This is a genomic window from Lysobacter sp. CCNWLW3, from assembly GCF_036697405.1.
GTDB lineage: Bacteria > Pseudomonadota > Gammaproteobacteria > Xanthomonadales > Xanthomonadaceae > Lysobacter.
Genome location: NZ_JBAHWA010000012.1, coordinates 16,303 through 41,075, shown reverse-complemented (window position 1 = coordinate 41,075; position 24,773 = coordinate 16,303). Strand labels below are relative to the sequence as shown.

Here is a 24,773-nt window from a genome sequence, read left to right as displayed (position 1 = left end):
ACGGCCGGCGCCGTGTCCTGCCGCGCCCGTGTGTATCGTTAGCCGCTAGCAGGGATGCAGCTGACGACACGGAGCATGTCGCATGGCCAAGACCGAGCAGGGACCCGCCACGACCGGTCCGGAACCCGTGCGGGCGCCGGCCGGCGCGCATGCGGCCGACGTCGCGCCGCCCGCGCACGGCGATGCCGACGACGCGACCATCGACGCGGCCGAACGCGCCGCGCTGCAGGCGCGCCGCCGCGAGGCCGGCATCGCGGCCGGCGAGGGCGCGGCCGTCAGCAGCGTGGGCCTGGCCCTGTCCGGCGGTGGCGTGCGCAGCGCGACCTTCTGTCTCGGCCTGATCCGAGGCCTGGCCCAGAACGGCCTGCTGCCGCGCTTGGACTATCTGTCGACGGTGTCCGGCGGCGGTTACGCGGGCGCGGCGCTGGGGCGTTTGATCGCCGCGCTGGGGATCGCCGACGCGCAACGCCTGCTCAGTCGCGGCGACACCCTGCTGCTGGCCTGGCTGCGCCGTTACGGCCGCTACCTGGCGCCGCGCGGCGCGCGCGATTACGGCATCGCCATCGCCACTTACCTGCGCGCCGGCCTGGCCGTGCACCTGGAGTTCGCGCTGCTGGCGATCGCGATCGGCGCGGTGGTGGTGCTGCCGCATCTGCTGCAGAGCGTGACCTCGCTGCTGGCGCCGCAGGACTGGAGCGGCTGGCGCAGCGCCTGGTGGCCGCTGGCGGCGCTGAGCTGGCTGCTGCTGGCGCCCGGCAATCTGATGGCCTACTGGGCGCTGCGCGATATCGCGCCCAAGGACATGGCCGCGTTGACCGCGCCGCCGCGCCATTCGCGCTGGGACATCGCCATGATTCTGGTCGCCGGCGCGGTCACGGTGGTGCTGGCCTCGCGCCTGTCCGACTCCGGACCGCCGCTGCCGGGCTATTCGGCCAAGTTCGTGGCCGTGTTGGTACTGGCCAGCGTCTCCGGCTACGGCCTGTGGCTGTGGACGCGGGTGCGCGGCGCCAGCGACGACCGCGACACCTTCAACACCCGCGAGCGCGATCTGCTGACCGCGCACCTGCGCAAGATCAATCTGATCGCATTGCTCCTGATCGCCCTGGGCGCGGTCGACCTGCTGAGCTGGAAGCTGTTGCAGAACCTGGAGTCCGGTGCGCTCTGGGTGTACGGCGGCCTGGGCCTGGGCGGTCTGTTGGTGGTGGCGGTGCGCGCGTTCGGCGAGCCGATCCAACGCCTGCTCTCGACCGAGGAGGGCCCGCGCCCGGGCCTGATGCCGCTGCTGATCAACGTGCTGGGCCTGGGCGCCGCGCTGGTGCTGCTGGTGCTGTGGGTGACGGTGGTGCAGTGGTGGGTGTTCGGCCGCCACGACACCGATCCGCACCTGATCCTGAGCGGCCTGTGCGAGCGCCTGGCGCTGCCGGCCTGGGACCTGTCGGCGCTGCTGCCGCGCTGGCAATGGCTGCAGTGGACGCTGCAGCAGCCGACCCTGCTGCGCCTGCTGTGGCTGCTGCTGGGTTTGTTGATCTGGTTCCTCGGCACGGGCATGCACACCGAGACCGTCAACGCCACTTCCCTGCACGGCTTCTATCGCTCGCGCCTGACCCGCACCTACCTGGCGGTGGGCAACCTGATCCGTTTCCCCGGCAAGGCCGTGCTGGGCGCGCGCGAGGTCAGTCCGGAAGAATTCTCCAACGTGGTCGCGACCGTGCGCGCGGACGACGTGGCCCTGAGCGACTACCGCCCGCACGAACGCGGCGGCCCGGTGCATCTGATCAACGTCTGTCTCAACCAGACCCGCGGCGCCAGCAGCAAGCTCTACAACGCCGACCGCAAGGGCGCGCCGCTGGTGGCCAGCCCCTTCGGCCTGGAAGTCGGCCGCGACGGCGACCGCGCGGCGGTGGAGAGCCAACGGCTGGACAAGCTGGGGCGCTGGATCGCGATCTCGGGCGCCGCCGCCTCGCCGGGCGCGGGCTCCAACACCACCGCGGGCTGGGCGATGCTGCTGTTCCTGGTCGGCGCGCGCCTGGGCTACTGGTTCGACACCGGCCGCTCGGCCGCGCAGCTGGAGCGGCCGATGGCGGGCGTCGGGCCGGCCGGCGCCACCGTCGCGCAGAAGCTGGGCCTGGCGCTGTGGCGGCGTTATCGCAACTCCAAGTTCGGACGCCTGATCGCCGAGGCCACCGCCTCCTTCGACGGCGAAAGCGCGCGCGCCTGGTATCTGTCCGACGGCGGTCATTTCGACAACACCGGCGTGCATCCGCTGCTGCGGCGCCAGCTCGACTTCATCGTCCTGGCCGATTGCGGCGCCGACCCGACCTACGAGTTCGCCGACCTGGAGAACCTGATCCGCAAGGCGCGCATCGACTTCGGCGCCGAGATCGAGTTCTACACCGAAGACAGCGCCTGCCACCTGCCGCTGATGCAGGACGAGCACATCTGCGTGCTGCCGCCGGAGAAGCTGCGCGACGCCTACACCGCGCGCGGGGTGATGCTGGCGCGGATCCGTTACCGCCCCGACGCGCAGGGCCGTTGCAAACAGGGCACCTTGCTGGTGGTGAAGCCGAACTTGCACTTCGCCCTCGACAGCGACGTGCTCGCCTACGCGCGTCGCAACCCGCAGTTTCCGCAGCAGCCGACCTCGGACCAGTTCTTCGACGAGGCGCAGTGGGAAAGCTACCACCGCCTCGGCGAGGATTTCGGCCGCGCCCTGCGCCCCGGGTGGCTGGAACAATTGCCGGGCTGGGCCGCGCCGGTGGCGCCGCAGGACGCTTTGCCCTCGCTGCGTCGGCTGCGCCCGATCGCGCCGCAGGCGCAGGACGGCAGCAAGCCGTTCTGGCGCCCGGAGACCAAGGCCGCGGCGCTCAGCGCGGGCCTGGGCGCGGGCCTGATCGCGACCCTGGCGCTGCCGGCCTGGCAGTTCTACGACAAGCTCGCCGCGCAGCGCGCGCAGGACCGCGTCGAAACCAAGAAGCGCCTGGACGAACTGCGCGCCAAGCTGCCGCTGTGGGCGCGCAAGGGCGAGCCGGCCCCCGCGGGCGCGGAGGCGGTCGATATCGACGAAGACGCGCAGGCGCTGCTCGATGGCCTGTACCGGCAAGTAAGGCGCGAACGTGGCACCCTCAGCGATGGCGGTCGCCTGGTCGCCCGGGTCCAGGCCAGTTGCGGGCAGCCGGTGTCGAAGGCGCTGGCACAGGCCTGTCCCTCAGTGCAGAGCGCGCATCGCAAATTGTGCGAGGCGGTCTGCGATCCGCCCACGCGCGATCCCTACTGGGAGCGCAGCGACCAGGCCGCGGCGCTGGCGCTGGCCGCGCCGGCCGAGTCCGCGTCGGCCGTGCCGACCGAGGACGCGACCGCCTATGGCGGCGAAGTTCCGGGTGCGGCCGCGCCGCAGGGCGTCGTCATGGCGGAACGGCAGGCGCACAAGCAGCTCACGGTGTCGGCGCCCATGCAAGCGCGGCCGGAATCGCCGGGCCAGCGCGTGCAGCGGCTGTGCCGGCAGCAGGTGATCTATGTGCAGGTCTACGACGAGGCCACGCGCGCGCGCGCGGCGGCCCTGCCGTGGAAGACGCTGCAGCCCGCCGCGACCATGCCCGGCATCGAGAACGTGGTGCGCTCGGCGCGCGCGCGCAACGCCGATGCGCCCAAGGCCTATGCGCAGCCGACCCTGGTGGTGCACCGCATCGACGACGACGGCCAGTGCGCCGAAGCGATCAAGGATTGGCTGGCCCCGCAGCTGACCGCCTGGTACGTATCGGCGCCGCAGATCGAACTGCGCCGGCTGCCCGGCGCGTTCAAGCCCGAGGACCGCGTGATCGAACTGTGGCTGCCGAACGCGCGGCCGTTGGCGCCGACATCATCGGCGGCCGTCGCGCCTTCGGCGTCTGCTGCAGGCTCGGATGCGATGGTGGCTGCATTGCCGGATCCCACGATCGCAGCGCCCTCACGCTAGCGCGAGGGCGCTGCGGCGATGCGAGGTGTCGCTCAGGCTTTCGCCGCCCGCATCCACGGCGGCGGCGGCCGCAGCTTGGCCAGCCTGGCGTACACCGGGCAGGTCTCGCGGTGGCCGCCGGGCAGGTAGCCCAGGCTCATCAGGAACTCGTTGGTGATCTCGCCGCCGGTGAAGCGGAAGGTCTTCTTGAACAGCTTGACCCAGGCGGCCTTGTCGCGCGCGCGCCCTTCCAGCAGCAGGTGCGCATCCAGCCATTGCGCGAATCCGCCGTGGCTGGCGCGCAGGCTCTGCACGACCTGGGCGTTGTGGATCGCCGCGTCGACCTTGAGCCGGTTGCGGATGATGCCGGCGTCGGCGAGCAGGCGCGCGCGTTCGCGCTCGCCGTAGGCGGCCACGGTGTCGACGTCGAAACCGTCGTAGGCCAGGCGGAAGCCCTCGCGCTTGCGCAGGATGGTTTCCCAGCTCAGGCCGGCCTGGTTGATCTCCAGGATCAGGCGCTCGAACAGCTCGGCCTCGGCGCGTTGCGGGTAGCCGTATTCGCGGTCGTGGTAGGGGCCGTGCAGCGGATGGCCGGGGGCGTAGTCGCAGTAACCGGACATGCTCAGCCGGGTCCGCGGCGGCGACCGACGGCGGCCGGGGCCGGCACCGGGAAACGGAGGGTCGGCCAGGGCATGGCGGGGGTCCGGGCGAAGGGGCAAACCCCATGCTACGACGGATCGGCCGCGACCCGCGAGCGCGGCACGCACGTTAGAATGGCGCCCATGTCCGTGATGCCCACCCCCCTGGCCAGTCAGCTCCTGATCGCGCTGCCCGCGCTGTCGGATACCAACTTTTCGCGCAGCGTCGCCCTGATCTGCCAGCACGACGACGACGGCGCCATGGGGATCGTGGTCAACCGTCCCTCCGAGTACACCCTGGGCGAGGTCTTCGGCCAGATGGGCGTGGACGGCGGCGACGACAGCCTGCGCTCGCAGATCGTGCTGGCCGGCGGTCCGGTCCATCCGGAGCGCGGCTTCGTGCTGCACGACGGCGGCATGCAATGGGATTCCACCCTGGCCATCGCCGACGCCCTGTTCCTGACCACCTCGCGCGACATCCTCGAGGCGATGGCGCGCGGCGAAGGCCCGGACAACGCCATCGTCGCCCTGGGCTGCGCCGGCTGGGGTTCGGGCCAGCTCGAGCACGAACTGACCGAGAACGACTGGCTGACCGCGCCGGCCGACGCCGAGCTGCTGTTCGATCTGCCGCTGGACGCGCGCTGGCACGCCGCCGCGGGCCGCATCGGCGTCGATTTCGCGCATTTGGCCGATTACGCCGGGCACGCATGAACGCCGACGCCGACCAGCGCACGCCGATCCGCCGCGACGGCACCGTGCTGGGCTTCGATGTCGGCGCGCGCCGGATCGGCGTGGCCGTCGGCAGCGCCTTCGGCCACGGCGGACGCGCGCTGGCGGTGGTCGACGTGCACGGCCATGGCCCGGACTGGAACGCGATCGACCGCCTGCGCAACGAATGGCGTCCCGACGGCCTGATCGTCGGCGACCCGATGACCCTGGACGGCGGCGACCAACCCGCCCGAGTGCGCGCGCACGCCTTCGCGCGCGAGCTGCACGCACGCTACAAACTGCCGGTGGTGCTGGTGGACGAGCGCTTGAGTTCGATCGAGGCCGCGCAGCGTTTCGCCGCCGACCGCGCCGAGGGCCGCAAGCGCCGGCGCGACGCCGAGGCGCTGGACGCGGTCGCCGCGGCGGTGATCGTCGAGCGCTACCTGGCCGCCCCCGACGACGCCATCGACCTGAACCAACTGCCCGCCGCATGAACTCGACGCTTCCGCATACGACGCCGGCCGCCGCGCCGCGCCATCTGTTGACCCTGGACGGAATGTCGCGCGAGGCCATGAGCGCGCTGCTGATCCGCGCCCAGGCCTTCGCCGAGGGGCATTACGACCGCCGCGCGCTGGACGGGCTGGCGGTGTGCACGCTGTTCTTCGAGCCGTCCACGCGCACCCGCATGAGCTTCCAGCTCGCGGCCCAGCGCCTGGGCGCGCACACGATCAACTTCGACGCCTCGACCTCGTCCACGCGCAAGGGCGAGACCGCCCTGGACACGCTCAAGAACCTGGAAGCGATGGGCGTGCGCGGCTTCGTGATCCGTCACCACGAGGACGGCGCGGTCGCGGCGTTGGCCGAGCACGTCAATCCGGGCACCAGCCTGGTCAACGCCGGCGACGGCCGCAGCGCGCACCCGACCCAGGGCCTGCTCGACATGCTGAGCCTGCGCCAGGCCAAGGGCACCGACTTCTCCGGCCTGCGCGTGCTGATCGTCGGCGACCTGCGCCATTCGCGCGTCGCGCGCTCGGACCTGCACGCCCTACGCGCGCTGGGCGCCGGCGAGATCCGGGTCTGCGGCCCGGCCGCCTTGCTGCCCGACGATGCCACCTTGCAGGGCTGCACGGTCTCGCACGAGCTGGATGCCGCGCTCGAGGGCGTGGACGCGGTGATGATGCTGCGCCTGCAGCGCGAGCGCATGGAAGAGGGCCTGGTGGCGTCGCTGGACGACTACCACCGCGCCTACGGCCTCACCGCCGCGCGCCTCAAGCGCGCCGCGCCGGACGCGGTGGTGATGCATCCGGGCCCGATCAATCGCGGCGTCGAGATCACCGACGAAGTCGCCGACGGCCCGCAGTCGCTGATCCTCACCCAGGTCGCCAACGGCGTGGCCGCACGCATGGCCGTACTCGAAGCCCTGCTCAAGGGCTGAATCCCACCAATCGCCGCAGCGCCCTGGCGCCGGCATAAGGAACACAACGCATGATCGTGAAAGACAGCAACGGTACCCCGCTCGCCGACGGCGATTCGGTGCTGGTGATCAAGGACCTGAAGGTCAAGGGCACCTCGGTGACGCTCAAGCGCGGCACCCTGTGCAAGAACATACGCCTCACCGACGACGAAGAGCTGATCGAGTGCAACGTCGAGAAGGTCAAGGGGCTGGTGCTGCGCACCGAGTTCCTGAAGAAGGCTTGAGGCGGGTAGGGCGAATCCCCCTCAATCCCCCTTTTTCAAAGGGGAAGACAAGCGGAGCGCGATGCGCTTTGCCCAGCTTTCTTCCTCATCCCAAAGAAGGCAAGCGTGCGCTGGGAACAGGCAGCCCTGCTCTTCGTCCCCCTTTGAAAAAGGGGGATTGAGGGGGCAGTTGCTTTGCAGTCGCTCTCGACCGACCGCCTCAGCGGCGACGTTGCTGCCACAGCCAGGACCACAGCGCGTCGCTCGCATAGGCCGGGTCCCAGGCGTTGTGCCCGGTGCCGGCGAATTCGGTGTAGCGCACTTCGCCGCCGGCCTGCTTGAGCGCCTGGGCCATGCGCCGCGACTGCTCCACCGGCACCGACTCGTCGCGATCGCCGTGGAAGAGCCAGGCCGGCAGGCGATGCAGGCGCTGGGCCGCGATCGCGAACGGATCGTCGTCGGTGGCCACGCCGTGCACGTACAGGTCGGCGATCGCGCCGGGCGCGGTCACGCCGCCGCAGATCGGCACCAGCGCGGCGAAGCGGTCGGGCTGCATCAGGGCCAGCTCGTAGACGCCGTAGCCGCCGCGCGACAGGCCGGTCAGCGCGACCCGGTCCGGATCGCCGTCGAATTCGCGCAGCGCCGCGTCCAGGGCCGCCAGGGCCATGCGCGCGGTGCCGTCGGTCCACGAGGCCTGCGCGGGCGATTGCGGGAACACCACGATCGCCGGGAACTCGTCCTGGGCGCGACGGATATGCGGCGCCAGACCGACCGCGAGCTGGCGCTCGTTGTCGTCGCCGCGTTCGCCCGAGCCGTGCAGGAACAGCAGCACCGGCGGATGCCGGCCGCCGGCCGCGCGCGCGGGCACGAACACCTGGTAACGGTAGGTCCTGCCGTCGAGTTCCAGCGTGCGCGCGACGAAGGCCCCGTGTTCGCGGGCCGCGGGCGTGTGCGTGCAGGAGGCCGCGATCATCAGGGCCAACGGCAGCAGGATCGCCCACAGGCGAACGGTAACGGGTCGCAGCATCGTGCGGTCCACGGCATCCTTGTTGATCGCATCATTCCGTGCGATTTCCGCGCTGTCCATGCGCGCCTGTGCGAATTGCCGCGACCGCCACATTGGGAAAAGTCGTCGTTCACGTTCGTGGGTTCCCTGCAGGCGAACGCGGATCCGTTTCTTGGGTCGGCAAAGCGCGCAATACGACAGCGCCCTTGCGGCGGCGCCGGCGCGGCGCGCTCAGCGCAGCAGAATCAAGGTGGCCAGGCCGAGGAAGCTCAGGAAGCCCATCACATCGGTAAGGGTGGTCAGGATCACGCCGCCGGCCAGGGCCGGGTCGAAGCCCAGGCGCTTGAGCGTGATCGGCACCAGCACGCCGCCGGCCGCGGCGGTGAGCAGGTTGATCGTGAGCGCGGTGCCGATCACCAGCGACAGGCCGGGCTGGCGGAACCACAGCAGCACGATCAGGCCCAGGCCGATGCCGAGCACCAGGCCGTTGATCAACGCGACCGACAGCTCCTTGCGCAGCAGCACGCCGACGTTGGACGCGCCGATCTGGCCCAGGGCTAGGCCGCGGATCATCAGCGCCAGCACCTGGGTGCCGGCGTTGCCGCCCATGCCGGCGACGATCGGCATCAGCGCGGCCAGCGCGACCAGCTTGGCGATGCTGTCCTCGAACTGGCCGACCACGCTGGCGGCCAGGAAGGCGGTGCACAGGTTCACGCTGAGCCAGATCAGGCGGCGCCGGAACGCGCGCCGGACCGGGCTGAACAGGTCCTCGTCCTCGTCCAGGCCGGCCGCGCTCAAGGCCTGGTGTTCGGCCTGGTCGCGGATGATGTCGACCACGTCGTCGATGGTGATGCGGCCGAGCAGGATGTTGTTGTCGTCCACGACCGGGGCGCTGATCCAGTCGTGGTCGGAGAACTGGCGCGCGACTTCGGCCGCGGTCTCGCCGACGTCGATCGCCGGCTGCTCGTCGTCGATCAGCTTGTTGATCGCGGTGCCGGGTTCGTGGGTGAGCAGGGCGGCCAGGGCGATCCGGCCCAGGTACTGGTGGCGACGGCTGACCACGTACAGGTGGTCGGTGTGCTCGGGCAGTTCGCCGCGCAGGCGCAGGTAGCGCAGCACCACGTCGATGGTGGTGTCGGCGCGCACCGTCACCACGTCCGGGTTCATCAGGCGGCCGGCGGTGTCCTCGGGGTAGGACAGCACCTGCTCCAGGCGCTCGCGGTTCTCGCGGTCCATCGACTTGAGGACTTCGTCGATGACGGTGTCGGGCAGGTCCTCGACCAGATCGGCGAGGTCGTCGATGTCGAGGTCTTCGACCGCGGCCACGATCTCGTCGGTGTCCATGTCCGCGAGCAGGCTTTCGCGCACCTCGTCGCCGACGTGGACCAGCACCTCGCCGTCGTCCTCGGGATCGACCAGGCCCCAGACCACGACGCGCTTGCCCGGCGGCAGCGATTCGAGCAGGTTGCCGATCTCGGCGGGCGAGAGGGTGTTGACCAGGCGCCGCACCGGCCCCAGACGACCGCTGTCGAGCGCGTCGGAAAGCAGTCGCAGCTGACGTGCGGTCTTGTCGTGGCGGACGGCTTCGGCCATGCGGTACTTCCGTTGGCGCGTCGCGGCCACGAGGGCGGCGACTGGGTTAAGCGTTCATGCGGGCATTATCGCCCGCGGGGCCGCCAAAGCCCAGCGAAATCGGCGCTGCGCGCGCGTGCGGGGCGCGCGTGGATGCGCGTTCGCGCGCCGTGCACGCGATGCCAGCGCGGGCGAGGGGACCGGCTCGCCGCAAATTCGCGGGACAGTCCGGTCCCGCATCGGGTACGGCTGCGCACGTTGGCCACAATGCGCGTGCGGCGCCCTGCAGCGGGGCGGGGCGGCGACTAGGCATCGGGGGAATGCATGAACATCAAAACGTGGGCCCTGCTGGGCCTGTTGGCCGCGATCGGCGACGCGCGCGCCGAGCAGGGCTGTCCGGACGGGCTGTATCCGGGCGGTAATTCCTCCGGCCAGTTATGCATTCCGATTCCCGGTTACGGCATCAACGGCAACGCCAAGCCCGCCGATGCGGCGCCGGACGGCACGCCGCAGGCGGTCAGGCGCGAATACAAGGCCTGGGCCGCGATCGCCCACGACCCGGTCAAGCGCAGCCTGGGCATGGCCGGGCAGGACAACGGCATCAGCGAGCGCCGCGAAGCCGAGCAGGGCGCGATCGAGGCCTGCCGCGCCAACGGCGGCGCCGATTGCCAGCTGTTGTTGGTCTATCGCGCCGAGTGCGCGGCGATCGCGGTGGGCATGGGCCCGGACGGCAACGCCAACCTGTACGCCGACAAGGGCCGCAGCGAGGAGCAGGCGCTGGCGAGCGCGCTCGCGCGCTGCGGCAAGGGCGCGCAGATGTGCCAGAAGCTCAACAGCAACTGCGTGAGCAGCAGTTTCTACTTCGACGGCTGGAAGTAGCCGGACCGTCGCCGGCGCCGTTCAGTCCGCGCGCAGCCAGGCCTCGATCGCCTTGCGGTCGCGCGCGCGCAGCAGCGCCGGCGCGCGCGCGCGCAGCGCGGCCAGGTCCAGGCCGCGGATCGCGCGCCGCAGTTCCAGCAGGGTCGCCGGGTGCAGGCTGAACTCCTCCAGCCCCAGCGCCAGCAGCAGCGGCGCGAAGGCCGGGTCGCCGGCCATTTCGCCGCACACCGCCACCGACTTGCCGCGCGCGCGCGCCAGGCGGATCACGTCGCGGATCAGGCGCAGCACGGCCGGGTGCAGCGGCGTGTAGAGCTCGCCCAGGGCTTCGTTGTTGCGGTCGGCGGCCAGCAGGTACTGGATCAGATCGTTGGTGCCGATCGAGAGGAAGTCGATCGCGCCGATGAAGCTGGGCAGGGCGATCGCGGCCGCCGGCACCTCGATCATCGCGCCCAGCGGCACGTGCTCGGCGATCTCGTGGCCTTCGCGGCGCAGGTCCAGGGCGACCTGGTCGAGCATGCGCTTCACCCGCCGGATCTCCTCGCGCGAGCTCACCATCGGCACCAGCACGCGCAGCGGGCCGTAGCCGGAGGCGCGCAGCAGCGCGCGCAACTGGGTTTCCAGCAGGCCGTCGCGCGCCAGCGACAGGCGCACGCCGCGCAGGCCCAGGGCCGGATTGGGTTCGTCGCGCAGGGCCAGGCCGGTGCGGTCGGCCTTGTCGGCGCCCAGGTCGAGGGTGCGGATGGTGACCGACCGGCCGGTCATGCCGAGCACGACGTCGCGGTAGGCGCGGAACTGCTCTTCCTCGGTCGGCAGTTCGCTGCGCTGCAGGAACAGGAATTCGGTGCGGTACAGGCCGACCCCGGCCGCGCCCAGGGCATGCGCCTCGGCCACGTCCTCGCGCGATTCGGCGTTGGCGTAGAGCTTGATGTCGACGCCGTCGAGGGTGCGCGTGGGCTCGCGGCGCAGACGGTGCAGCTGCTTGCGCTCGCGCGCGTGTTCGCGCACCCGGCTGCGGTGCGCGCGCAGGTCGTCGGCGTTGGGTTCCAGGATCACCGTGCCGCTGCTGCCGTCCACGGTCAGCGCGTCGCCGTCGTTGATCTTGAGCAGGGCCTGGGAAGCGCCGACCACCAGCGGCAGGTGCAGGCTGCGGGCGAGGATGGCGCTGTGCGAGAGCGCGCTGCCGGCGGCGGTCACGATCGCCAGCACGCCCTGGGCCTGCAACTGCGCCAGTTCGGCCGGTGCGACGTTGTCGGTGATCAGGATCTCGCCGGCCACGCCCTGCATCTCGCCGGCGCGGCGGTGCAGCGCGGCGTGGATGCGGCCGATGACCTGGTCGATGTCGTCGACGCGGCTGCGGAAGTAGGCGTCGTCCATGGCCTCGAACACCGAGGCGATGCGGTCGCGCTGCAGGCGCAGGGCGTAGTCGGCGGCATAGCGGCCGGTGCGGATCAGCTCGTCCAGGCCATGCAGCAGTTCGGGGTCGTCCAGCAGCAGGGTGTGCAGGTCGAGGAACTCGCCGACCTCGTGCGCGAGGGCGCCGTGCAGGCGGTCGCGCAGGGCGTGCATCTCCCCGCGCACGGTCTCGATGGCGGCGCGCAGGCGCGCCAGCTCGGCCTCGACCTGGGCCGGCGAGATCCGCTCCTCGGCGACTTCCAGCGCGTGCGGCAGGCGGACCCGGGCACGGCCCAGCGCACTGCCCCGGGATGCGCCATGTCCGAAGAACGCTTGCCTCATCTAGCCTGCCTCACGTTAGCGCGCACCGATCAGCTGTCTTCGTCGAAGCGGCGATCGAACAGCGCGATCACCGCATCGACCGCGGAGGTTTCGTCCTCGCCTTCCACGCGCAGCTTGACGTTGGTGCCCTGGCCGGCGGCCAGCAGCATCACGCCCATGATGCTCTTGGCGTTGACCTCGCGGCCCTTGGCGGTGAGGGTGGCGCTGCTGCGGAAGCCGGACAGCACCTGCACCAGCTTGGCGGTGGCGCGGGCATGCAGGCCCAGTCGGTTGGAGACGGTCAGTTCGCGTTCGATCATTGCGGGTTCCTCAAAATCCGTCTCGGTGTTGCGTTGTCGCGTTGCGGTCTGGGCTCGGACATCAGGCCTCGTCGATGATCACGCCGTTGCGCGCTCCGGCCGCGGCCACCGCGGGGAGCTCGTCCAGGTCGAGGTCGGAATAGTTCAGCACCCGCATCAGCATCGGCAGGCTCAGCGCCGACACGCGGCGCACCGGCGTGCCCAGGCGGGCGACGCGGGCGGCGAGATTGCTGGGCGAGGCGCCGTACAGATCGGTCAGCACCAGCACGCCCTGGCCGCCGTCGACGCGGCGCAGGGCGGCGCTGGCCATCGGCAGCAGCAGGTCGTGGTCGGCATCGAACGGCACTTCCAGCGCTTCCAGCTTCAGCGGCAACGGCCGCATCAACCGGCTCGCGACCGCGACCAGTGCGTTGCCGATGCCTTCGTGGGTGATGAGTAGGATGCCGACGCTCATGCGGCCAACTTAGCAGACCGCGGTGACGGCCCGGAAGCGCCGGAAGCGCCGTGTATGCGAAATTGCGAGCGCGGTCGGCGACGCTCGCGGCATGGGCGGCCCGGAGGCCGCCCATGCGAGGGGAGAACGAGGGGAGAGCGGCGGCGCGGGGCGCCGCCGCCGTCACTGCGCCGGCTGCGCCGGCGGGTCGGACTTGGGTTGATCGGGCTTGGGCTGATCGGGCGGGGTCTGGGTGGACGTGCCCTCGACCGGAGGCGGGGTGCCGGTGTCGCCCGCCGGCGGCGGCGTGCCGGTGTCGCTGGGCGGCGGCGTGGCTTCGGCCGGCGGCGGCGCCGCGGTGTCCGCGGGCGCTGTCTCGCTGGCCGGAGGCGGCATCTCGCCGGCCGGCGGTTCGGGCTTGTTGCAGGCGGTCAGCGCGACGCCGCTCAACACGGCGCTCAGGGCGAGGATCAGCTTGCTATGGGCGGTGGGGGTCATGACGGGCTCCTTGTGTGCGGGCGGTTCGCGTGCGCGGCCGCCGCGGCGACGCGTTCGCGACGCGGGCTTACTTGCGTTTGCTGTCCTGCTTGGCGTGCGCGGCGTGGTATTCGGCTTCGCTGAGCGCGCCGTCGCGATTCTTGTCGAGGGTGGCGAAGTTGCGGCTGAGTTGGCTGTCGATCGCGGCTTCGGCCTGGCTGATCTTGCCGTTGCTGTCGACATCGAACTCGGCGAAGGCGGGGGTGATGCCGCTGGACGGCGCCGCCTGCGAGGCGTCGCCGCTGGTCGACGGCGGCGGCTCCTGCGGCGGTGGAGCGGATTGCGCGAACGCCAGCGGCATCGCCAGCGCGGCGGACAGGGCGAGCAGGATCGCGCGCGGATTGCGTACGGAAGAGATCATCGTCGATGCTCCGGATGGGGACGGAGTGCGCTGCCAGCAGCGCGCAGCCACCGTACGTGCGCCGATGTAGAACGGCGATACGAATGCGCAAAAGTTTCGTAAGACGCGCGAACCCGGTCGCGATTCAGCGCGCGGGCCGGCGGTCCGAGCGCAGGGGGCGAGGACGACGCCCGCTCGGCGCTGCCGCGCTCAGTCCAACTCGCGATGATGCACGGCGACTTCGTTCCAACCGCGTTCGCGTGCGTGTTCGGCCAGGCGTTCGGCCAGATAGACCGAGCGATGGCGGCCGCCGGTGCAGCCGAAGGCGACGGTGGCGTAGCTGCGCGTGCTGTCGGCCTGCAGGCGCGGCAACCAGGTGTCGAGGAATTCGCCGATCTGGCTCACGAACTGCTGCACGTAGGGCTGCGCTTCGAGGTAGTCGCGCACGCCGGCGTCGCGCCCCGACAGCGGGCGCAGGCTCGGGTCCCAGTGCGGATTGGGCAGCGCGCGCGCGTCGAAGACGAAGTCGGCGTCGGCGGGCACGCCGCGGCGGTAGGCGAAGGATTCGAACAGCAGCGACATGCCGGCCTCGCCGCCCATGCCGAATTCGGTGATCACGTAGCGGCGCAGCTGGTGCACGTTGAGGTCGCTGGTGTCGACCACCGCGTCGGCGATCTGGCGCAGCGGGCGCAACACCTGGTGCTCGAGCTCGATCGCGTCGGCCAGGGCCAGGCCGAGCTGGCTGAGCGGATGGCGGCGGCGGGTATCGGCGTAACGCTTGAGCAGGACCTCGTCGCGCGCGTCGAAGAACACCAGCTTGGGGTCCACGCCCAGCGCGCCCACCGTCGACAGCCAGCCGGGGATGTTGGCCAGGTCGCTGTGGCGGTTGCGCACGTCGATGCTGACGGCCAGCTTGGCCGGCGCGCCGTCGTCGGCCTGGACCACGCTGCGCACGAACTCGGGCAGCAGTTCGGCCGGCAGGTTGTCGACGCAGTAGTAGCCCAGGTCCTCGAAGGTATGCAGGGCCACCGACTTGCCCGACCCGGACAGGCCGCTGACGATGATCAGGACCGGTTCCACGCTCTGGTTCATGATTCGCCGCGCTCGAGGAAATTGCTGTGGCGCGCGATGAAGGCCGCGGCCGGATCCAGGCCCTTCATGCGCAGGCTGTGCAGGCGCGTCGCGGCCTCGGTGAGCACCGCGAGGTTGCGGCCGGGCATCACCGGCAGGGTGATCATCGGCACGTCCAGATCCAGCACGCGGCGCAGGCCGGTGTCGCCGGTGAGGCGCTCGATGCCCGAGGGCAGGGGCTCGGTCATGGGCTTGGTCAGGTGCACGATCAGGCGCAGGTATTTGTTGTTCTTGACCGCGGTGTCGCCGAACATCTGGCGGATGTTGAGCACGCCCAGGCCGCGCACTTCCAGCAGGTCCTGCAGCATTTCCGGGCAGGTGCCGTCGAGCACGTCGGGCGCGATCTGGGTGAATTCGGGCGCGTCGTCGGCGACCAGGCGATGGCCGCGGGTCACCAGTTCCAGCGCCAGCTCGCTCTTGCCCGAGCCGGATTCGCCGGTGATCAGCACGCCGATCGAATAGATCTCCATGAACACGCCGTGCATGGTGATGCGCGGCGCCAGCGTGCGCGCGAGATGGTACTGCAGATGGTTGAGCAGTTCGTGGCCGCGCCGTGGCGAGACCCACAGCGCGGTGCCGCTTTCCTCGGCGGCCTGGCGCAGGTCCTCGGGGCAGGCCTGGTTCTTGCTGATCACCAGCGCCAGCGGCCGGAACTGGATGATCTTCTCGATGGTTTCCCAGCGCAGGCGCGAGTCCAGCGCATCCAGCCAGGCCAGTTCCTCGCTGCCGAGGATCTGCACCTTGTTGGGATAGATGGCGTTGAGATAGCCGGCCAGGGACGGGCGCCGCGCCACCGTTTCCACCGCCGCGACCACGCGGTCGTCGCCGCGCTGGCCGGCGAGCCAGCGCAGGTCCAGGCGTTCGCGTTGCTGTTCGAACAGTTCCCCGGCGCTGATGCTGGTGGTCATGCGCGCACCCCGCTGCGCAGGGGGCGGCCGCCGAGCAGGTGCCAGCCGAGTTCGTCGACGTCGGCCGCGCGCCGCAGGGCGGCGCGGAAGTCGGGGTCGCCGAAGCTCTCGGCCAGTTCGGCCAGCAGCTGCAGATGCTGTTGCACGTAATGTTCGGGCACGGTCATGGCGAGCACCAGGTCGACTTTTTCGCCGTCGGCGGCGCCGAAGTCTACCGGTTGTTCGAGGCGCAGGAAGGCGCCGCGGCTGTCCTCGAACTGGGCGCTGCGGCCATGCGGGATGGCCACGCCGTGGCCGATGGCGGTGCTGGCCAGGCGCTCGCGGTCGCGCAGGCTGTCGCCGATGGCGCGGATCGCCGACGGCGTGCCGTCGGCCAGCAGACGCGCGGCGGCGTCCAGCACGGCGTCGCGATCGCTGGATTCCTCCAGGATCGCGACCCGTTGCGCGCTCAGCAGTTCATGAAGCGGCATCGTTCAACACAGCGTCGGGAGGCGCCGCATTATCCCCGAACGATCAGCCGAATTCGCCGTTCCGGGCGAGACTTTCTCCGCGGTGATGATCGACGAGCTTGCTCTTGTGCTTCATCAGCAGGCGGTCCAGCTTGTCGGCGAGCAGATCGATGGCCGCGTACATGTCGATGGCGGCGGCGTCGCAGTGGAGGGTGCGGCCGGCGAGGTTCACGGTCGCTTCGGCGCGATGGTCGGGCTTGTCGAGGCTGAGTTGGGTGCGAATGTCGAAAGGCTGTTCGTAATGACGTTGCAGCCGCGCCAGCTTGGTTTCGACGTAGTCACGCAGGGCAGTGGTGACTTCGATCTGCTGGCTGTGGGTTTCGATACGCATCGGAGGCCTCCTTACACGTTCACAGGGAATGCGGCTCCGTAGCCGGAGCCACGAGCCCAGCATCGCACGCTGAGGCTAGGGCGCAAGGGGTGAGCGACACGAAATCTGGCGGCTGGAGTGAAAAGCGTTGATCCGATGAGGGTTTCGCGTGGACTGCGACCAAAGTCGGGTGGGCGGGTGAAAACGAAGTTAATAAAGCGCTGCGAATGTTCCACGCGCGGCGGCGATGCTCCACGCGCGAGGATCCGTTCGAGGGCTGATCCCTTCTCCCGCTTGCGGCGCCCGCAGGGTGTGCAAGGCTGAGAAGGTGCCCGCAGGGCGGATGAGGGCAGCGGGGAATGGGGTGGGCGGGCTAGCTCCCCCAGCCCGGCCTCAAGCCATTCGCACCCGGTCCTGCGACGACGGAATGCTCATCGCCTCGCGGTACTTGGCCACGGTGCGGCGCGCGACCGGCACGCCGGTGGCTTTGAGGGTTTCGGCCAGGCGGGCGTCGGACAGCGGTTTGCGCGGGTTTTCGGCCTCGATCAGGCGCCGGCTCATGGCCTGGATGGCGGTGCTGGAGGCCTCGCCGCCGGCGCCGGTGTCGATGCCGGAGGCGAAGAAGGCGCGCAGCGGCATGGTCCCGCGCGGGGTGCGCGCGTACTTGCGCGAGATCGCGCGCGAGACCGTGGATTCGTGCAGACCGATCTCGTTGGCGACTTCGCGCAGGGTCAGCGGGCGCAGCGCGCTGTCGCCGAATTCCAGGAACGCGGCCTGCTGCTTGAGCAGGCAGCGGGTGACCTTGAGCAGGGTGTCGCCGCGCGCTTCCAGGCTCTTGAGCAGCCAGCGCGCTTCCTGCAGGTGGCCGCGCAGATAGCTGGCGTCGGCCGCGCTGGCATGGCGGATCATGCCCTCGTAGCCGCGGTGGATCGACACCCGCGGACGCATGCCGTCGGCCAGGGCGACCCGCCACAGGCCGTGTTGGCGCCAGATCACCACGTCCGGCGCGACATAGGTATCGGCCGCGATCGCGCCGATCTGCGCGCCCGGGCGCGGGTCCAGCGAGCGCAGCAACTGGACCGCGGTCTCGACCTCGGCGACCTCGAGCTTGAGCTCGCTGGCCAGCCCGGCCACGCCGACCTTGGGCAGGCGCTCCAAAGGCCCGTTGGCCAGGCGGTTGGCGAGCTCGCGCCCGGGCGTGTCGGCCGGTAGCTGGCTCAGCTGCAGGCGCAGGCATTCGCCCAGCGAGCGCGCGCCGACCCCGACCGGGTCGTAGCGCTGGATCTGGTGCAGCACCGTGGTCAGCTCGTCCACGCCGGCGTCGATGGCCGGCCCCAGCGAGGACGCGATCGCGTCCAGCGGCTCGCGCAGGTAGCCGTCGTCGTCGATGGCTTCGATCAGGGACACGCCGATCAGGCGGTCGCGCGCGGTCAGCGGGCTCAGGTGCAGCTGCCACAGCAGGTGGTCGTGCAGGGTGTCGGCGTCGGCGACCTGTTCAGCCATCGGGCCGTCGTCGTCCTGGTCGGAAGGGCCGATGCGCTGGTACCAGGGTTCGCCATCGCTGGCGCCCCAGTCGGCTTCCGGGGGCAGCATGTCGCGGTCTTCACCGGAGGATTCCGGCGCGCTCTCGCGCTCGTCGCCGGCGCTGTTGCCGTCGGCGCCGTTGCTGACGCTGATCGCGGTCTCGGTCCAGTCCAGCAGCGGATTGCTTTCCACCGCGGTGACCAGTTCGGCTTCCAGTTCCACCGCCGACAGTTGCAACAGACGGATGGCCTGACGCAATTGCGGCGTCATCACCAGCTGTTGACCTAGCGAGGCTTGGAGGCGGGGCTTCATGCTCGGTGTCTAACGCGACCTGATAGGGCGGGCGGCCGCACGCGCGTTCCAGTGCTGGCGAAAACGACGCCTGGAACCCTGCGCAATCGAGCTAAGGTTACAGGCGGAAGGTTTCGCCCAGGTACACGCGACGGACGTCGGGATTGGCCAGCAGCGCGTCCGGAGCCCCCTGCGCGAGCACGCCGCCTTCGTTGAGGATATACGCCCGGTCGCAAATGCCCAAGGTCTCGCGCACGTTATGGTCGGTGATCAGCACGCCGATGCCGCGATTCTTGAGGTGGCGCACGATTCGCTGGATCTCGCCGACCGAAATCGGGTCGACGCCGGCGAAGGGTTCGTCCAGCAGCATCAGGCGGGGTTTCGCCGCCAGGGCGCGCGCGATTTCCACGCGGCGCCGCTCGCCGCCGGACAGGCTGGCGCCGATCTGCTCGGCGACGTGGGTCACCTGCAGCTCGTCCATCAGGTTGGCCAGTTCGCGCTCGCGGCCGTTGCGGTCCAGGTCCTCGCGCAGTTCCAGCACCAGGCGCAGGTTGTCGGCCACGCTGAGCTTGCGGAACACCGAGGGTTCCTGCGGCAGGTAGCCGACGCCGTATTTGGCGCGCGCGTACATCGGCTCGCTGGTGATGTCCTTGCCGTCGAGCACGATCTGGCCGGCGTCGGCCGGGACCAGGCCGACGATCATGTAGAAACAGGTGGTCTTGCCGGCGCCGTTGGGGCCGAGCAGGCCGACCACTTCGCCGGCGTCCAGCGTCAGGCCGAAGTCGCGCACCACTTCGCGCGAACGGTAGGCCTTGCGCAGGCCGCGGGCGACCAGCATCAGCGGCCTCCCTTGGCCGGCGTGGCGGGCTTGCCCTTGGGCTGCAGGCGCAGGTTCACGCGGCCGCCGGTGCCGCCGCTCTCGATCTGGCCGGTCTTCATGTTGTAGACGATGCGCTCGCTCTTGATCGTATCGCCGGCCTTGTCGACGTAGGCGTTGCCGGTGAGGATCACGGTGTCCTTGGGCATGTCGTAGTCGACCTTGTTGGCGCGGCCGTTGAACGGCGAGCCGTCGTCGAGCTGCTGCTTCAGGGTCACCTGCGAGCCGGTCAGGGTCACGTAGCTGATGTCGCCGTCGGCGCGCTTGATGTCGGCCTTGGCGGCGTTGATGACCAGGGTGCCCTGGACGATCTTGACGTTGCCGGTGAGCAGGCAGGGGCCGGTGTCGCTGGCGACCGAGCAATTGCTGTGGTCGGCGCCGACGTCCATGGGCTGGTTGCGGTCCGAAGAACGCGCATGCGCCGCGGTGGCCGCCAGCAGGGCGAGGACCAGGCACAGCACCTGCGGCTTAGCGGGCTTTCGCTTCATAGCGGACCTTGACGTTGGGGATGTTGACGTTCTTGGTATCGAGATCGGCCTGCAATCCCGAGCCGGTCATTATAGTGCCCGGCTGAACCACCTTAACCGGAACCGCCGAAGTCGCCTTGTTGGTGTCGGGGAACACGTTCAGTTCCTCGGAGGTGATGCTGATCGGCTTGCCGCCGGCATTGGTGCTGTCGGCCTGGACGGCGCCGCGCAGGCGCACCTCGTCGGCCTTGGCGCTGACCCAGGCGGCCTTGGAGCGCACTTCCCAGGCGCCGCCGGCATCGGCCGAGGGCGGGATCAGGAAGGTCGGGGTGGCGATGTCCATGGTCTTGACGTTGGGGTCGCGCACCAGCTTGGGCGCGCGCAGGGTGAAGGACTCCTTGCCCTGCTTGTCCAGCACCACCACTTCGAAATCGTTGAGCACGTAGTCCGAGCGCCCGCCGCCGGCCGGGCCGCCGTGGTCCTTGTTGCGCTGCGACCACAGCGCCCAGCCGCTGGCGAGCGCGCCCAGCAGCAGAAAGACCGTGATCATGCCGCGCCAGCTCATTCCAGCACCTGCGCCAGCAGGCGCTCGGCATGGCCCTGCGCGGCCAGCAGCAGGTCGCACAGTTCGCGCCCGGCGCCGCGGCCGCCCTGGGCGCCGGTGCGCCAATGCACGCGCTCGCGCACCCAGGGGTGGGCGTTGGCGGGGGCGACGGCGAGCCCGACGTGGGCCATCACGCGCAGGTCCGGCAGGTCGTCGCCCATGAAGGCGACCTCGTCCATGCCCAGGCCCAGGCGCTGGGCGATCTCGCGCACGCAGGCCAGCTTGTCGGCGACCCGGGTGTGCGCTTCCAGGCCCAGCTCGGCCGCGCGCTGCTCGGCGATGGTGCTGGCGCGCGCGGTCACGAAGGCCACCGCGATGCCGACCTTGCGCAGCAGCACCAGGCCCTGGCCGTCGTGAACGTGAAAGGCCTTGAGTTCGCGGCCGTCGCTGTCGTAGATCAGGCGCCCGTCGGTCAGGGTGCCGTCGACGTCGAAGCAGGCCAGCCGGATCCCGGCGGCGCGTTCGCGGATCTCGGCGGGGTAGTCGTTGAGGTGGCTATAGGGCATCAGAGCTGGGATTCGGGATTGGGGATTCGGGATTGGAAGAGGCGGTGCCGGAATTCGGCTCGGGATCTCGAATCCCGAATCTCGAATCCCCAATCTCGGCCTTTAAACCACTCTAGCGCGCAACAAGTCATGAATATTGAGGGCGCCGACCACGCGCTGTTCAGCGTCCACCACCAGCAGGCCGCTGATCTTGTGGGTTTCCATGAGCTGGGCGGCTTCCACCGCCAGGGCCTCGGGGCCGATGGTCTTGGGCGCCCGGGTCATGACTTCGACGATGCGGGTGGAGCGCAGGTCCACGCCCGGGTCGTCGAGGGTGCGACGCAGATCGCCGTCGGTGTACAGGCCGAGCAGGCGCCCGCCCGCGTCGACCACCGCGGTCATGCCCAGGCGCTTGCGGCTCATTTCCACCAGGGCCTCGCTGACGCTGGCGTCGGCGGCGATGCGCGGCACGTCGTCGCCGGCGTGCATGATGTCGGTGATGTGCAGCAGCAGGCGCCGGCCCAGCGCGCCGGCCGGGTGCGAGCGGGCGAAGTCGTCGGCGGTGAAGCCGCGCGCCTCCAGCAGCGCCACCGCCAGCGCGTCGCCCATCGCCAGCGAGGCGGTGGTGCTGGAGGTCGGCGCCAGCGCCAGCGGGCAGGCCTCGGCCGGCACGCTGACGTCCAGATGGACGTCGGCCTCGCGGGCCATGGTCGACTGGGCGCGCCCGGTCATCGAGATCAGCTTGTTGCCCTGGCGCTTGAGCACCGGCAGCAGCATAAGCACTTCGTCGCTCTCGCCCGAGTAGGACAGCGCCAGCACGATGTCGGCGTCGGTGATCATGCCCAGGTCGCCGTGGCCGGCCTCGCCCGGGTGCACATAGAAGGCCGGGGTGCCGGTCGAGGCCAGGGTCGCGGCGATCTTGCGGGCGACGTGGCCGGACTTGCCCATGCCGGTGCAGACCACCCGCCCGCGCGCTTCCAGCATCAGCCGGCAGGCCGCGGTGAAGGCGCCGTCGATGCGCTCGGCGACCGCGGCCAGGGCCTGGCCCTCGATCTCGAACACGCGCCGGCCGCTGGCGGCCAGGCCGGCGTCGGAGACCGGGTGCGGGGCCGAGGCCGCGCTTAGGGGGGAGATCGTCATCGGCAGATTCGCTTTGGGTACGGGGCGGCGGGGCGCTCCGGGTCGGAGGGGGGCCGGCGGGCGGCGGCGCCCAGGCGGGCCCGGCTCGCCGCTGGGCGCGGCTGGCAGGCCGGTGGGACGGGCCGTTCCCGTGCCGCCATTCCGGACCGCGGGGCTTTCCGCTAGGCTAATCCGTGAATTCTATGCGGTTCGTCCGCTGAATGCCCGTCTAGCCGGGCGTCGCAAACGCCCAGCTAGCGCGGCCAGGGACTGGCCGCGTGGCGAAATCCGCACGCAAGCGCGGGTGGCGCCGCGAGCGCGCCCGGGCCGGTCCCGGGCGGGCGACGCGAGGCAAACCCCGGACGGGCGCGCTTCGACCTCCGCAAGGCGGGCCGCCCAGCGGCATTCCCATCCTCCACGGCTCGCCGGGCCGCGCGCAGCATCGCGCCGACCGTCGCGCCGTCGTCCTCCGACCGATTCCAAGGCTGTGTCCCGAACGTGAACGCCGAAACCATCCAATCCTTGATCGAACAGGGCCTGCCGGGCGCCCGCGCCGACGTGCGCGGCGACGACGGCGTGCATTTCGAAGCCACCGTCGTGGCCGAGGCCTTCCGCGGCAAGCTGCCGCTGGCCCGCCACCGCCTGGTCTACGCCACCCTGGGCGAGCGCATGGGCGGGGAAATCCACGCCCTGGCCCTGAAGACCCTGACCCCCGAAGAGGCAGGGAATCGGGAATAGGGAGCCGGGAATCGGAAAGCGCTTTCGTCGTGTTCCGAGTCCCTCGCGATCCCAGTCCGTCCGATAGCCCCGCTCAGCGATTCCCCATTCCCGATTCCCGGCGAGAAAACATGCAGAAGATCGTGGTCGAAGGCGGCCCGCCGCTCAACGGCGAAGTCCAGATTTCCGGCGCCAAGAACGCCGTGCTCCCCATCCTGTGCGCGACCTTGCTGGCCGACGCGCCGGTGACCATCCGCAACGTGCCGCACCTGCACGACGTGGTCACCACCGCCAAGCTGCTGGGCGAACTCGGCGCCGGCGTGGTCACCGACGGCGCCACCATCACCGTCGACCCGACCACGGTCAACAGCCACGTCGCCCCCTACGAGTTGGTCAAGACCATGCGCGCCTCGGTGCTGGTGCTGGGCCCGCTGCTGGCCAAGTACGGCGAGGCCGAGGTTTCCCTGCCGGGCGGCTGCGCGATCGGTTCGCGTCCGGTCGACCAGCACATCAAGGGCCTGCAGGCCCTGGGCGCGCAGATCTCGGTCGAGAATGGCTACATCAAGGCGCATCGCAACGGCCGCCTCAAGGGCGCGCGCTTCGTCTTCGATGTGGTCAGCGTCACCGGCACCGAGAACGTGCTCATGGCCGCGGCCCTGGCCGAGGGCACCAGCGTGCTCGAGAACGCTGCGATGGAACCGGAAGTGGTCGACCTGGCCGACTGCCTCAACGCCCTGGGCGCCAACATCGAGCACGCCGGCAGCGGCCGCATCGTCGTGCACGGCGTCGAACGCCTGCACGGCGGCAGCCACGACGTGCTGCCCGACCGCATCGAGACCGGCACCTTCCTGGTCGCCGCCGCGATGACCGGCGGCCGCGTCACCACCACCCGCAGCCGCGCCGACACCCTCGACGCCGTGCTCGACAAACTGCGCGATGCCGGCGCCGTCATCGAAGTCGACGGCGACCGCATCACCCTGGACATGCAGGGCCGCCGCCCGCGCTCGGTCGACCTGACCACCGCGCCGTACCCGGCCTTCCCGACCGACATGCAGGCGCAGTTCATGGCGCTCAACTGCATCGCCGAAGGCGCCGGCGTGATCAACGAGACCATCTTCGAAAACCGCTTCATGCACGTCAACGAACTGCTGCGCCTGGGCGCCGACATCCGCGTCGACGGCCACACCGCGGTGATCCGCGGCGTGCAGAAACTCAGCGGCGCCCCGGTGATGGCCACCGACCTGCGCGCCTCGGCCTCGCTGATCCTGGCCGGCCTGGTCGCCGACGGCGAAACCACGATCGACCGCATCTACCACCTGGATCGCGGCTACGAGAACATCGAGGCGAAACTGTCCAAGCTGGGTGCCAAGATCCGTCGCGTGAGTTGATCCTCAAGGTTGACGGCGAGCCGATCGAAAGCCCCGCTACGGCGGGGCTTTCGTTATGGGGTGGTCGATCCGTTAGCGCGGGACTTTGAACCTGCTTGCCGCAGTGCCGCCAGCGGTCGCCGCACCGCAGCGGTTTTGAACTGCGGCGCTGCGGCTGAATGCCGCACCATTGCGGCGACGAACTGGATCGCTCCAGACCAAAGCTCCATCGCTACAGTCGCAGACTGCAACGACGAGCCGTTTATCGCAGCGTTGTGAAAGAAGGCCGCATCCAATGCGCTTGCATCCATAGTGCGGCGTTCCCCAGCGCCGCCGCGCTTGCCGAATCGCAACCCTGCCTTGCTGCCACAACTGCGGTGCGCATTCGTCCGCGCGCCTACGCATCTGCAGCTAACCCTGTGCTTCATCGAATTCCCGCCCCGCGTTCCAGAAGCTTGATTGCCCACTAGCGGAATGAGCGGGTCCGGAGCAGCGCGTGCGGGGTAGGCATCGTGCCCCGCCGCCGACTGCGCCATGAATGCACAACCGTTATGCCTTGTGCGGTGTGCGGTTCGGCCGCGATCATGTCGACTGATTGCATGCGTCGGGGACCAAAATGAAACGGATGACACGAACCCTCGCGCTCGCGGTGTTGCTCTGCGCAACGGCCAACGCTTGGGCGCAGGAGCACCTGCTGCCCTCCTTCACGA

The 24,773-nt window shown here is 70.3% G+C and carries 25 protein-coding genes and 1 pseudogene; 8 read left to right on the top strand and 18 right to left on the bottom strand.

Annotation, left to right across the window (positions count from 1 at the left end):
- Positions 1-82: 82 nt before the first annotated feature.
- A complete protein-coding gene (locus V1318_RS16510) occupies positions 83-3,952 on the top strand; it encodes a hypothetical protein (protein WP_332940825.1) in 3,870 nt (1,289 codons plus the stop codon).
- 32 nt (positions 3,953-3,984) lie between these two features.
- Here V1318_RS16510 and V1318_RS16505 read toward each other — a convergent pair whose 3' ends face one another.
- Positions 3,985-4,551, bottom strand: a complete 567-nt coding sequence (locus V1318_RS16505; RefSeq protein ID WP_332940823.1) for a DNA-3-methyladenine glycosylase I — start codon at positions 4,549-4,551, stop codon at positions 3,985-3,987.
- 162 nt (positions 4,552-4,713) lie between these two features.
- On the opposite strand from V1318_RS16505, the gene V1318_RS16500 reads away from it, so the two are divergent.
- The 4 genes and pseudogenes from V1318_RS16500 to V1318_RS16485 form a co-directional block, all read left to right on the top strand.
- On the top strand, positions 4,714-5,280 hold the full coding sequence (locus tag V1318_RS16500) for a YqgE/AlgH family protein (protein ID WP_232907272.1): 567 nt from the start codon (positions 4,714-4,716) through the stop codon (positions 5,278-5,280).
- Positions 5,277-5,771: a Holliday junction resolvase RuvX gene (gene ruvX / locus V1318_RS16495; protein ID WP_332940821.1), complete on the top strand. Its 495-nt coding sequence runs from the start codon at positions 5,277-5,279 to the stop codon at positions 5,769-5,771. The genes V1318_RS16500 and ruvX overlap by 4 nt, the downstream gene beginning before the upstream one ends.
- Positions 5,768-6,712 (top strand): aspartate carbamoyltransferase catalytic subunit, encoded by a 945-nt coding sequence (locus V1318_RS16490; RefSeq protein WP_332940819.1) that lies wholly within the window; start codon positions 5,768-5,770, stop codon positions 6,710-6,712. The genes ruvX and V1318_RS16490 overlap by 4 nt, the downstream gene beginning before the upstream one ends.
- A 53-nt stretch (positions 6,713-6,765) precedes the next feature.
- Positions 6,766-6,975 (top strand): annotated as a pseudogene (locus V1318_RS16485) (alkylphosphonate utilization protein); the annotation flags it as partial.
- Between the two features lie 199 nt (positions 6,976-7,174).
- On the opposite strand, the gene V1318_RS16480 reads toward V1318_RS16485, so the two are convergent.
- Positions 7,175-7,981, bottom strand: a complete 807-nt coding sequence (locus V1318_RS16480; RefSeq protein WP_332940818.1) for a prolyl oligopeptidase family serine peptidase — start codon at positions 7,979-7,981, stop codon at positions 7,175-7,177.
- A gap of 210 nt (positions 7,982-8,191) precedes the next feature.
- A complete protein-coding gene (mgtE, locus tag V1318_RS16475; RefSeq protein ID WP_332940817.1) occupies positions 8,192-9,553 on the bottom strand; it encodes a magnesium transporter in 1,362 nt (453 codons plus the stop codon).
- Between the two features lie 303 nt (positions 9,554-9,856).
- Here mgtE and V1318_RS16470 point away from each other — a divergent pair, with 303 nt between their 5' ends.
- Positions 9,857-10,411, top strand: a complete 555-nt coding sequence (locus V1318_RS16470; protein WP_332940816.1) for a DUF4189 domain-containing protein — start codon at positions 9,857-9,859, stop codon at positions 10,409-10,411.
- 21 nt (positions 10,412-10,432) lie between these two features.
- Here V1318_RS16470 and ptsP read toward each other — a convergent pair whose 3' ends face one another.
- From ptsP to V1318_RS16395, 15 genes are all read right to left on the bottom strand, one after another.
- Entirely contained in the window at positions 10,433-12,145 is a 1,713-nt protein-coding gene (ptsP, locus tag V1318_RS16465; protein WP_332940815.1) for a phosphoenolpyruvate--protein phosphotransferase, read from the bottom strand.
- Between the two features lie 29 nt (positions 12,146-12,174).
- A complete protein-coding gene (locus V1318_RS16460) occupies positions 12,175-12,444 on the bottom strand; it encodes an HPr family phosphocarrier protein (RefSeq protein WP_332940814.1) in 270 nt (89 codons plus the stop codon).
- Positions 12,445-12,505: 61 nt separating this feature from the next.
- Complete coding sequence (locus V1318_RS16455; protein ID WP_332940813.1) at positions 12,506-12,898, bottom strand: PTS fructose IIA subunit family protein; 393 nt, start codon at positions 12,896-12,898, stop codon at positions 12,506-12,508.
- A gap of 162 nt (positions 12,899-13,060) precedes the next feature.
- On the bottom strand, positions 13,061-13,375 hold the full coding sequence (locus V1318_RS16450) for a hypothetical protein (protein WP_332940811.1): 315 nt from the start codon (positions 13,373-13,375) through the stop codon (positions 13,061-13,063).
- 67 nt (positions 13,376-13,442) lie between these two features.
- Positions 13,443-13,775 (bottom strand): EF-hand domain-containing protein, encoded by a 333-nt coding sequence (locus tag V1318_RS16445; RefSeq protein ID WP_332940810.1) that lies wholly within the window; start codon positions 13,773-13,775, stop codon positions 13,443-13,445.
- A gap of 189 nt (positions 13,776-13,964) precedes the next feature.
- Positions 13,965-14,846 carry an RNase adapter RapZ gene (rapZ, locus tag V1318_RS16440; RefSeq protein ID WP_332940809.1) on the bottom strand — a complete coding sequence of 294 codons (882 nt, stop codon included), beginning with the start codon at positions 14,844-14,846 and terminating at the stop codon, positions 13,965-13,967.
- Positions 14,843-15,793 (bottom strand): HPr(Ser) kinase/phosphatase, encoded by a 951-nt coding sequence (gene hprK, locus V1318_RS16435; RefSeq protein ID WP_332940807.1) that lies wholly within the window; start codon positions 15,791-15,793, stop codon positions 14,843-14,845. The genes rapZ and hprK overlap by 4 nt, the downstream gene beginning before the upstream one ends.
- Positions 15,790-16,263 (bottom strand): PTS sugar transporter subunit IIA, encoded by a 474-nt coding sequence (locus V1318_RS16430; protein ID WP_332940806.1) that lies wholly within the window; start codon positions 16,261-16,263, stop codon positions 15,790-15,792. The genes hprK and V1318_RS16430 overlap by 4 nt, the downstream gene beginning before the upstream one ends.
- A 43-nt stretch (positions 16,264-16,306) precedes the next feature.
- Positions 16,307-16,633 carry a ribosome-associated translation inhibitor RaiA gene (gene raiA, locus V1318_RS16425; RefSeq protein ID WP_091631973.1) on the bottom strand — a complete coding sequence of 109 codons (327 nt, stop codon included), beginning with the start codon at positions 16,631-16,633 and terminating at the stop codon, positions 16,307-16,309.
- A gap of 372 nt (positions 16,634-17,005) precedes the next feature.
- A complete protein-coding gene (locus tag V1318_RS16420; RefSeq protein ID WP_332940805.1) occupies positions 17,006-18,448 on the bottom strand; it encodes an RNA polymerase factor sigma-54 in 1,443 nt (480 codons plus the stop codon).
- Between the two features lie 97 nt (positions 18,449-18,545).
- Complete coding sequence (gene lptB, locus V1318_RS16415; protein ID WP_091631967.1) at positions 18,546-19,265, bottom strand: LPS export ABC transporter ATP-binding protein; 720 nt, start codon at positions 19,263-19,265, stop codon at positions 18,546-18,548.
- Entirely contained in the window at positions 19,265-19,792 is a 528-nt protein-coding gene (gene lptA, locus V1318_RS16410; protein ID WP_332940804.1) for a lipopolysaccharide transport periplasmic protein LptA, read from the bottom strand. The genes lptB and lptA overlap by 1 nt, the downstream gene beginning before the upstream one ends.
- Entirely contained in the window at positions 19,773-20,321 is a 549-nt protein-coding gene (lptC, locus tag V1318_RS16405; protein WP_332940803.1) for an LPS export ABC transporter periplasmic protein LptC, read from the bottom strand. Before lptC ends, lptA begins: the two co-directional genes overlap by 20 nt.
- 11 nt (positions 20,322-20,332) lie before the next feature.
- On the bottom strand, positions 20,333-20,881 hold the full coding sequence (locus tag V1318_RS16400) for an HAD hydrolase family protein (RefSeq protein WP_332940802.1): 549 nt from the start codon (positions 20,879-20,881) through the stop codon (positions 20,333-20,335).
- A 102-nt stretch (positions 20,882-20,983) separates the two neighbouring features.
- Positions 20,984-22,000, bottom strand: coding sequence for a KpsF/GutQ family sugar-phosphate isomerase (locus tag V1318_RS16395; protein WP_332940801.1), 1,017 nt, complete (start codon positions 21,998-22,000; stop codon positions 20,984-20,986).
- A gap of 477 nt (positions 22,001-22,477) precedes the next feature.
- On the opposite strand from V1318_RS16395, the gene V1318_RS16390 reads away from it, so the two are divergent.
- Together V1318_RS16390 and murA are read left to right on the top strand one after the other, a co-directional pair.
- A complete protein-coding gene (locus V1318_RS16390) occupies positions 22,478-22,717 on the top strand; it encodes a BolA/IbaG family iron-sulfur metabolism protein (protein WP_056182837.1) in 240 nt (79 codons plus the stop codon).
- Between the two features lie 110 nt (positions 22,718-22,827).
- On the top strand, positions 22,828-24,084 hold the full coding sequence (gene murA, locus V1318_RS16385; RefSeq protein ID WP_332940800.1) for a UDP-N-acetylglucosamine 1-carboxyvinyltransferase: 1,257 nt from the start codon (positions 22,828-22,830) through the stop codon (positions 24,082-24,084).
- Positions 24,085-24,773: the final 689 nt, after the last annotated feature.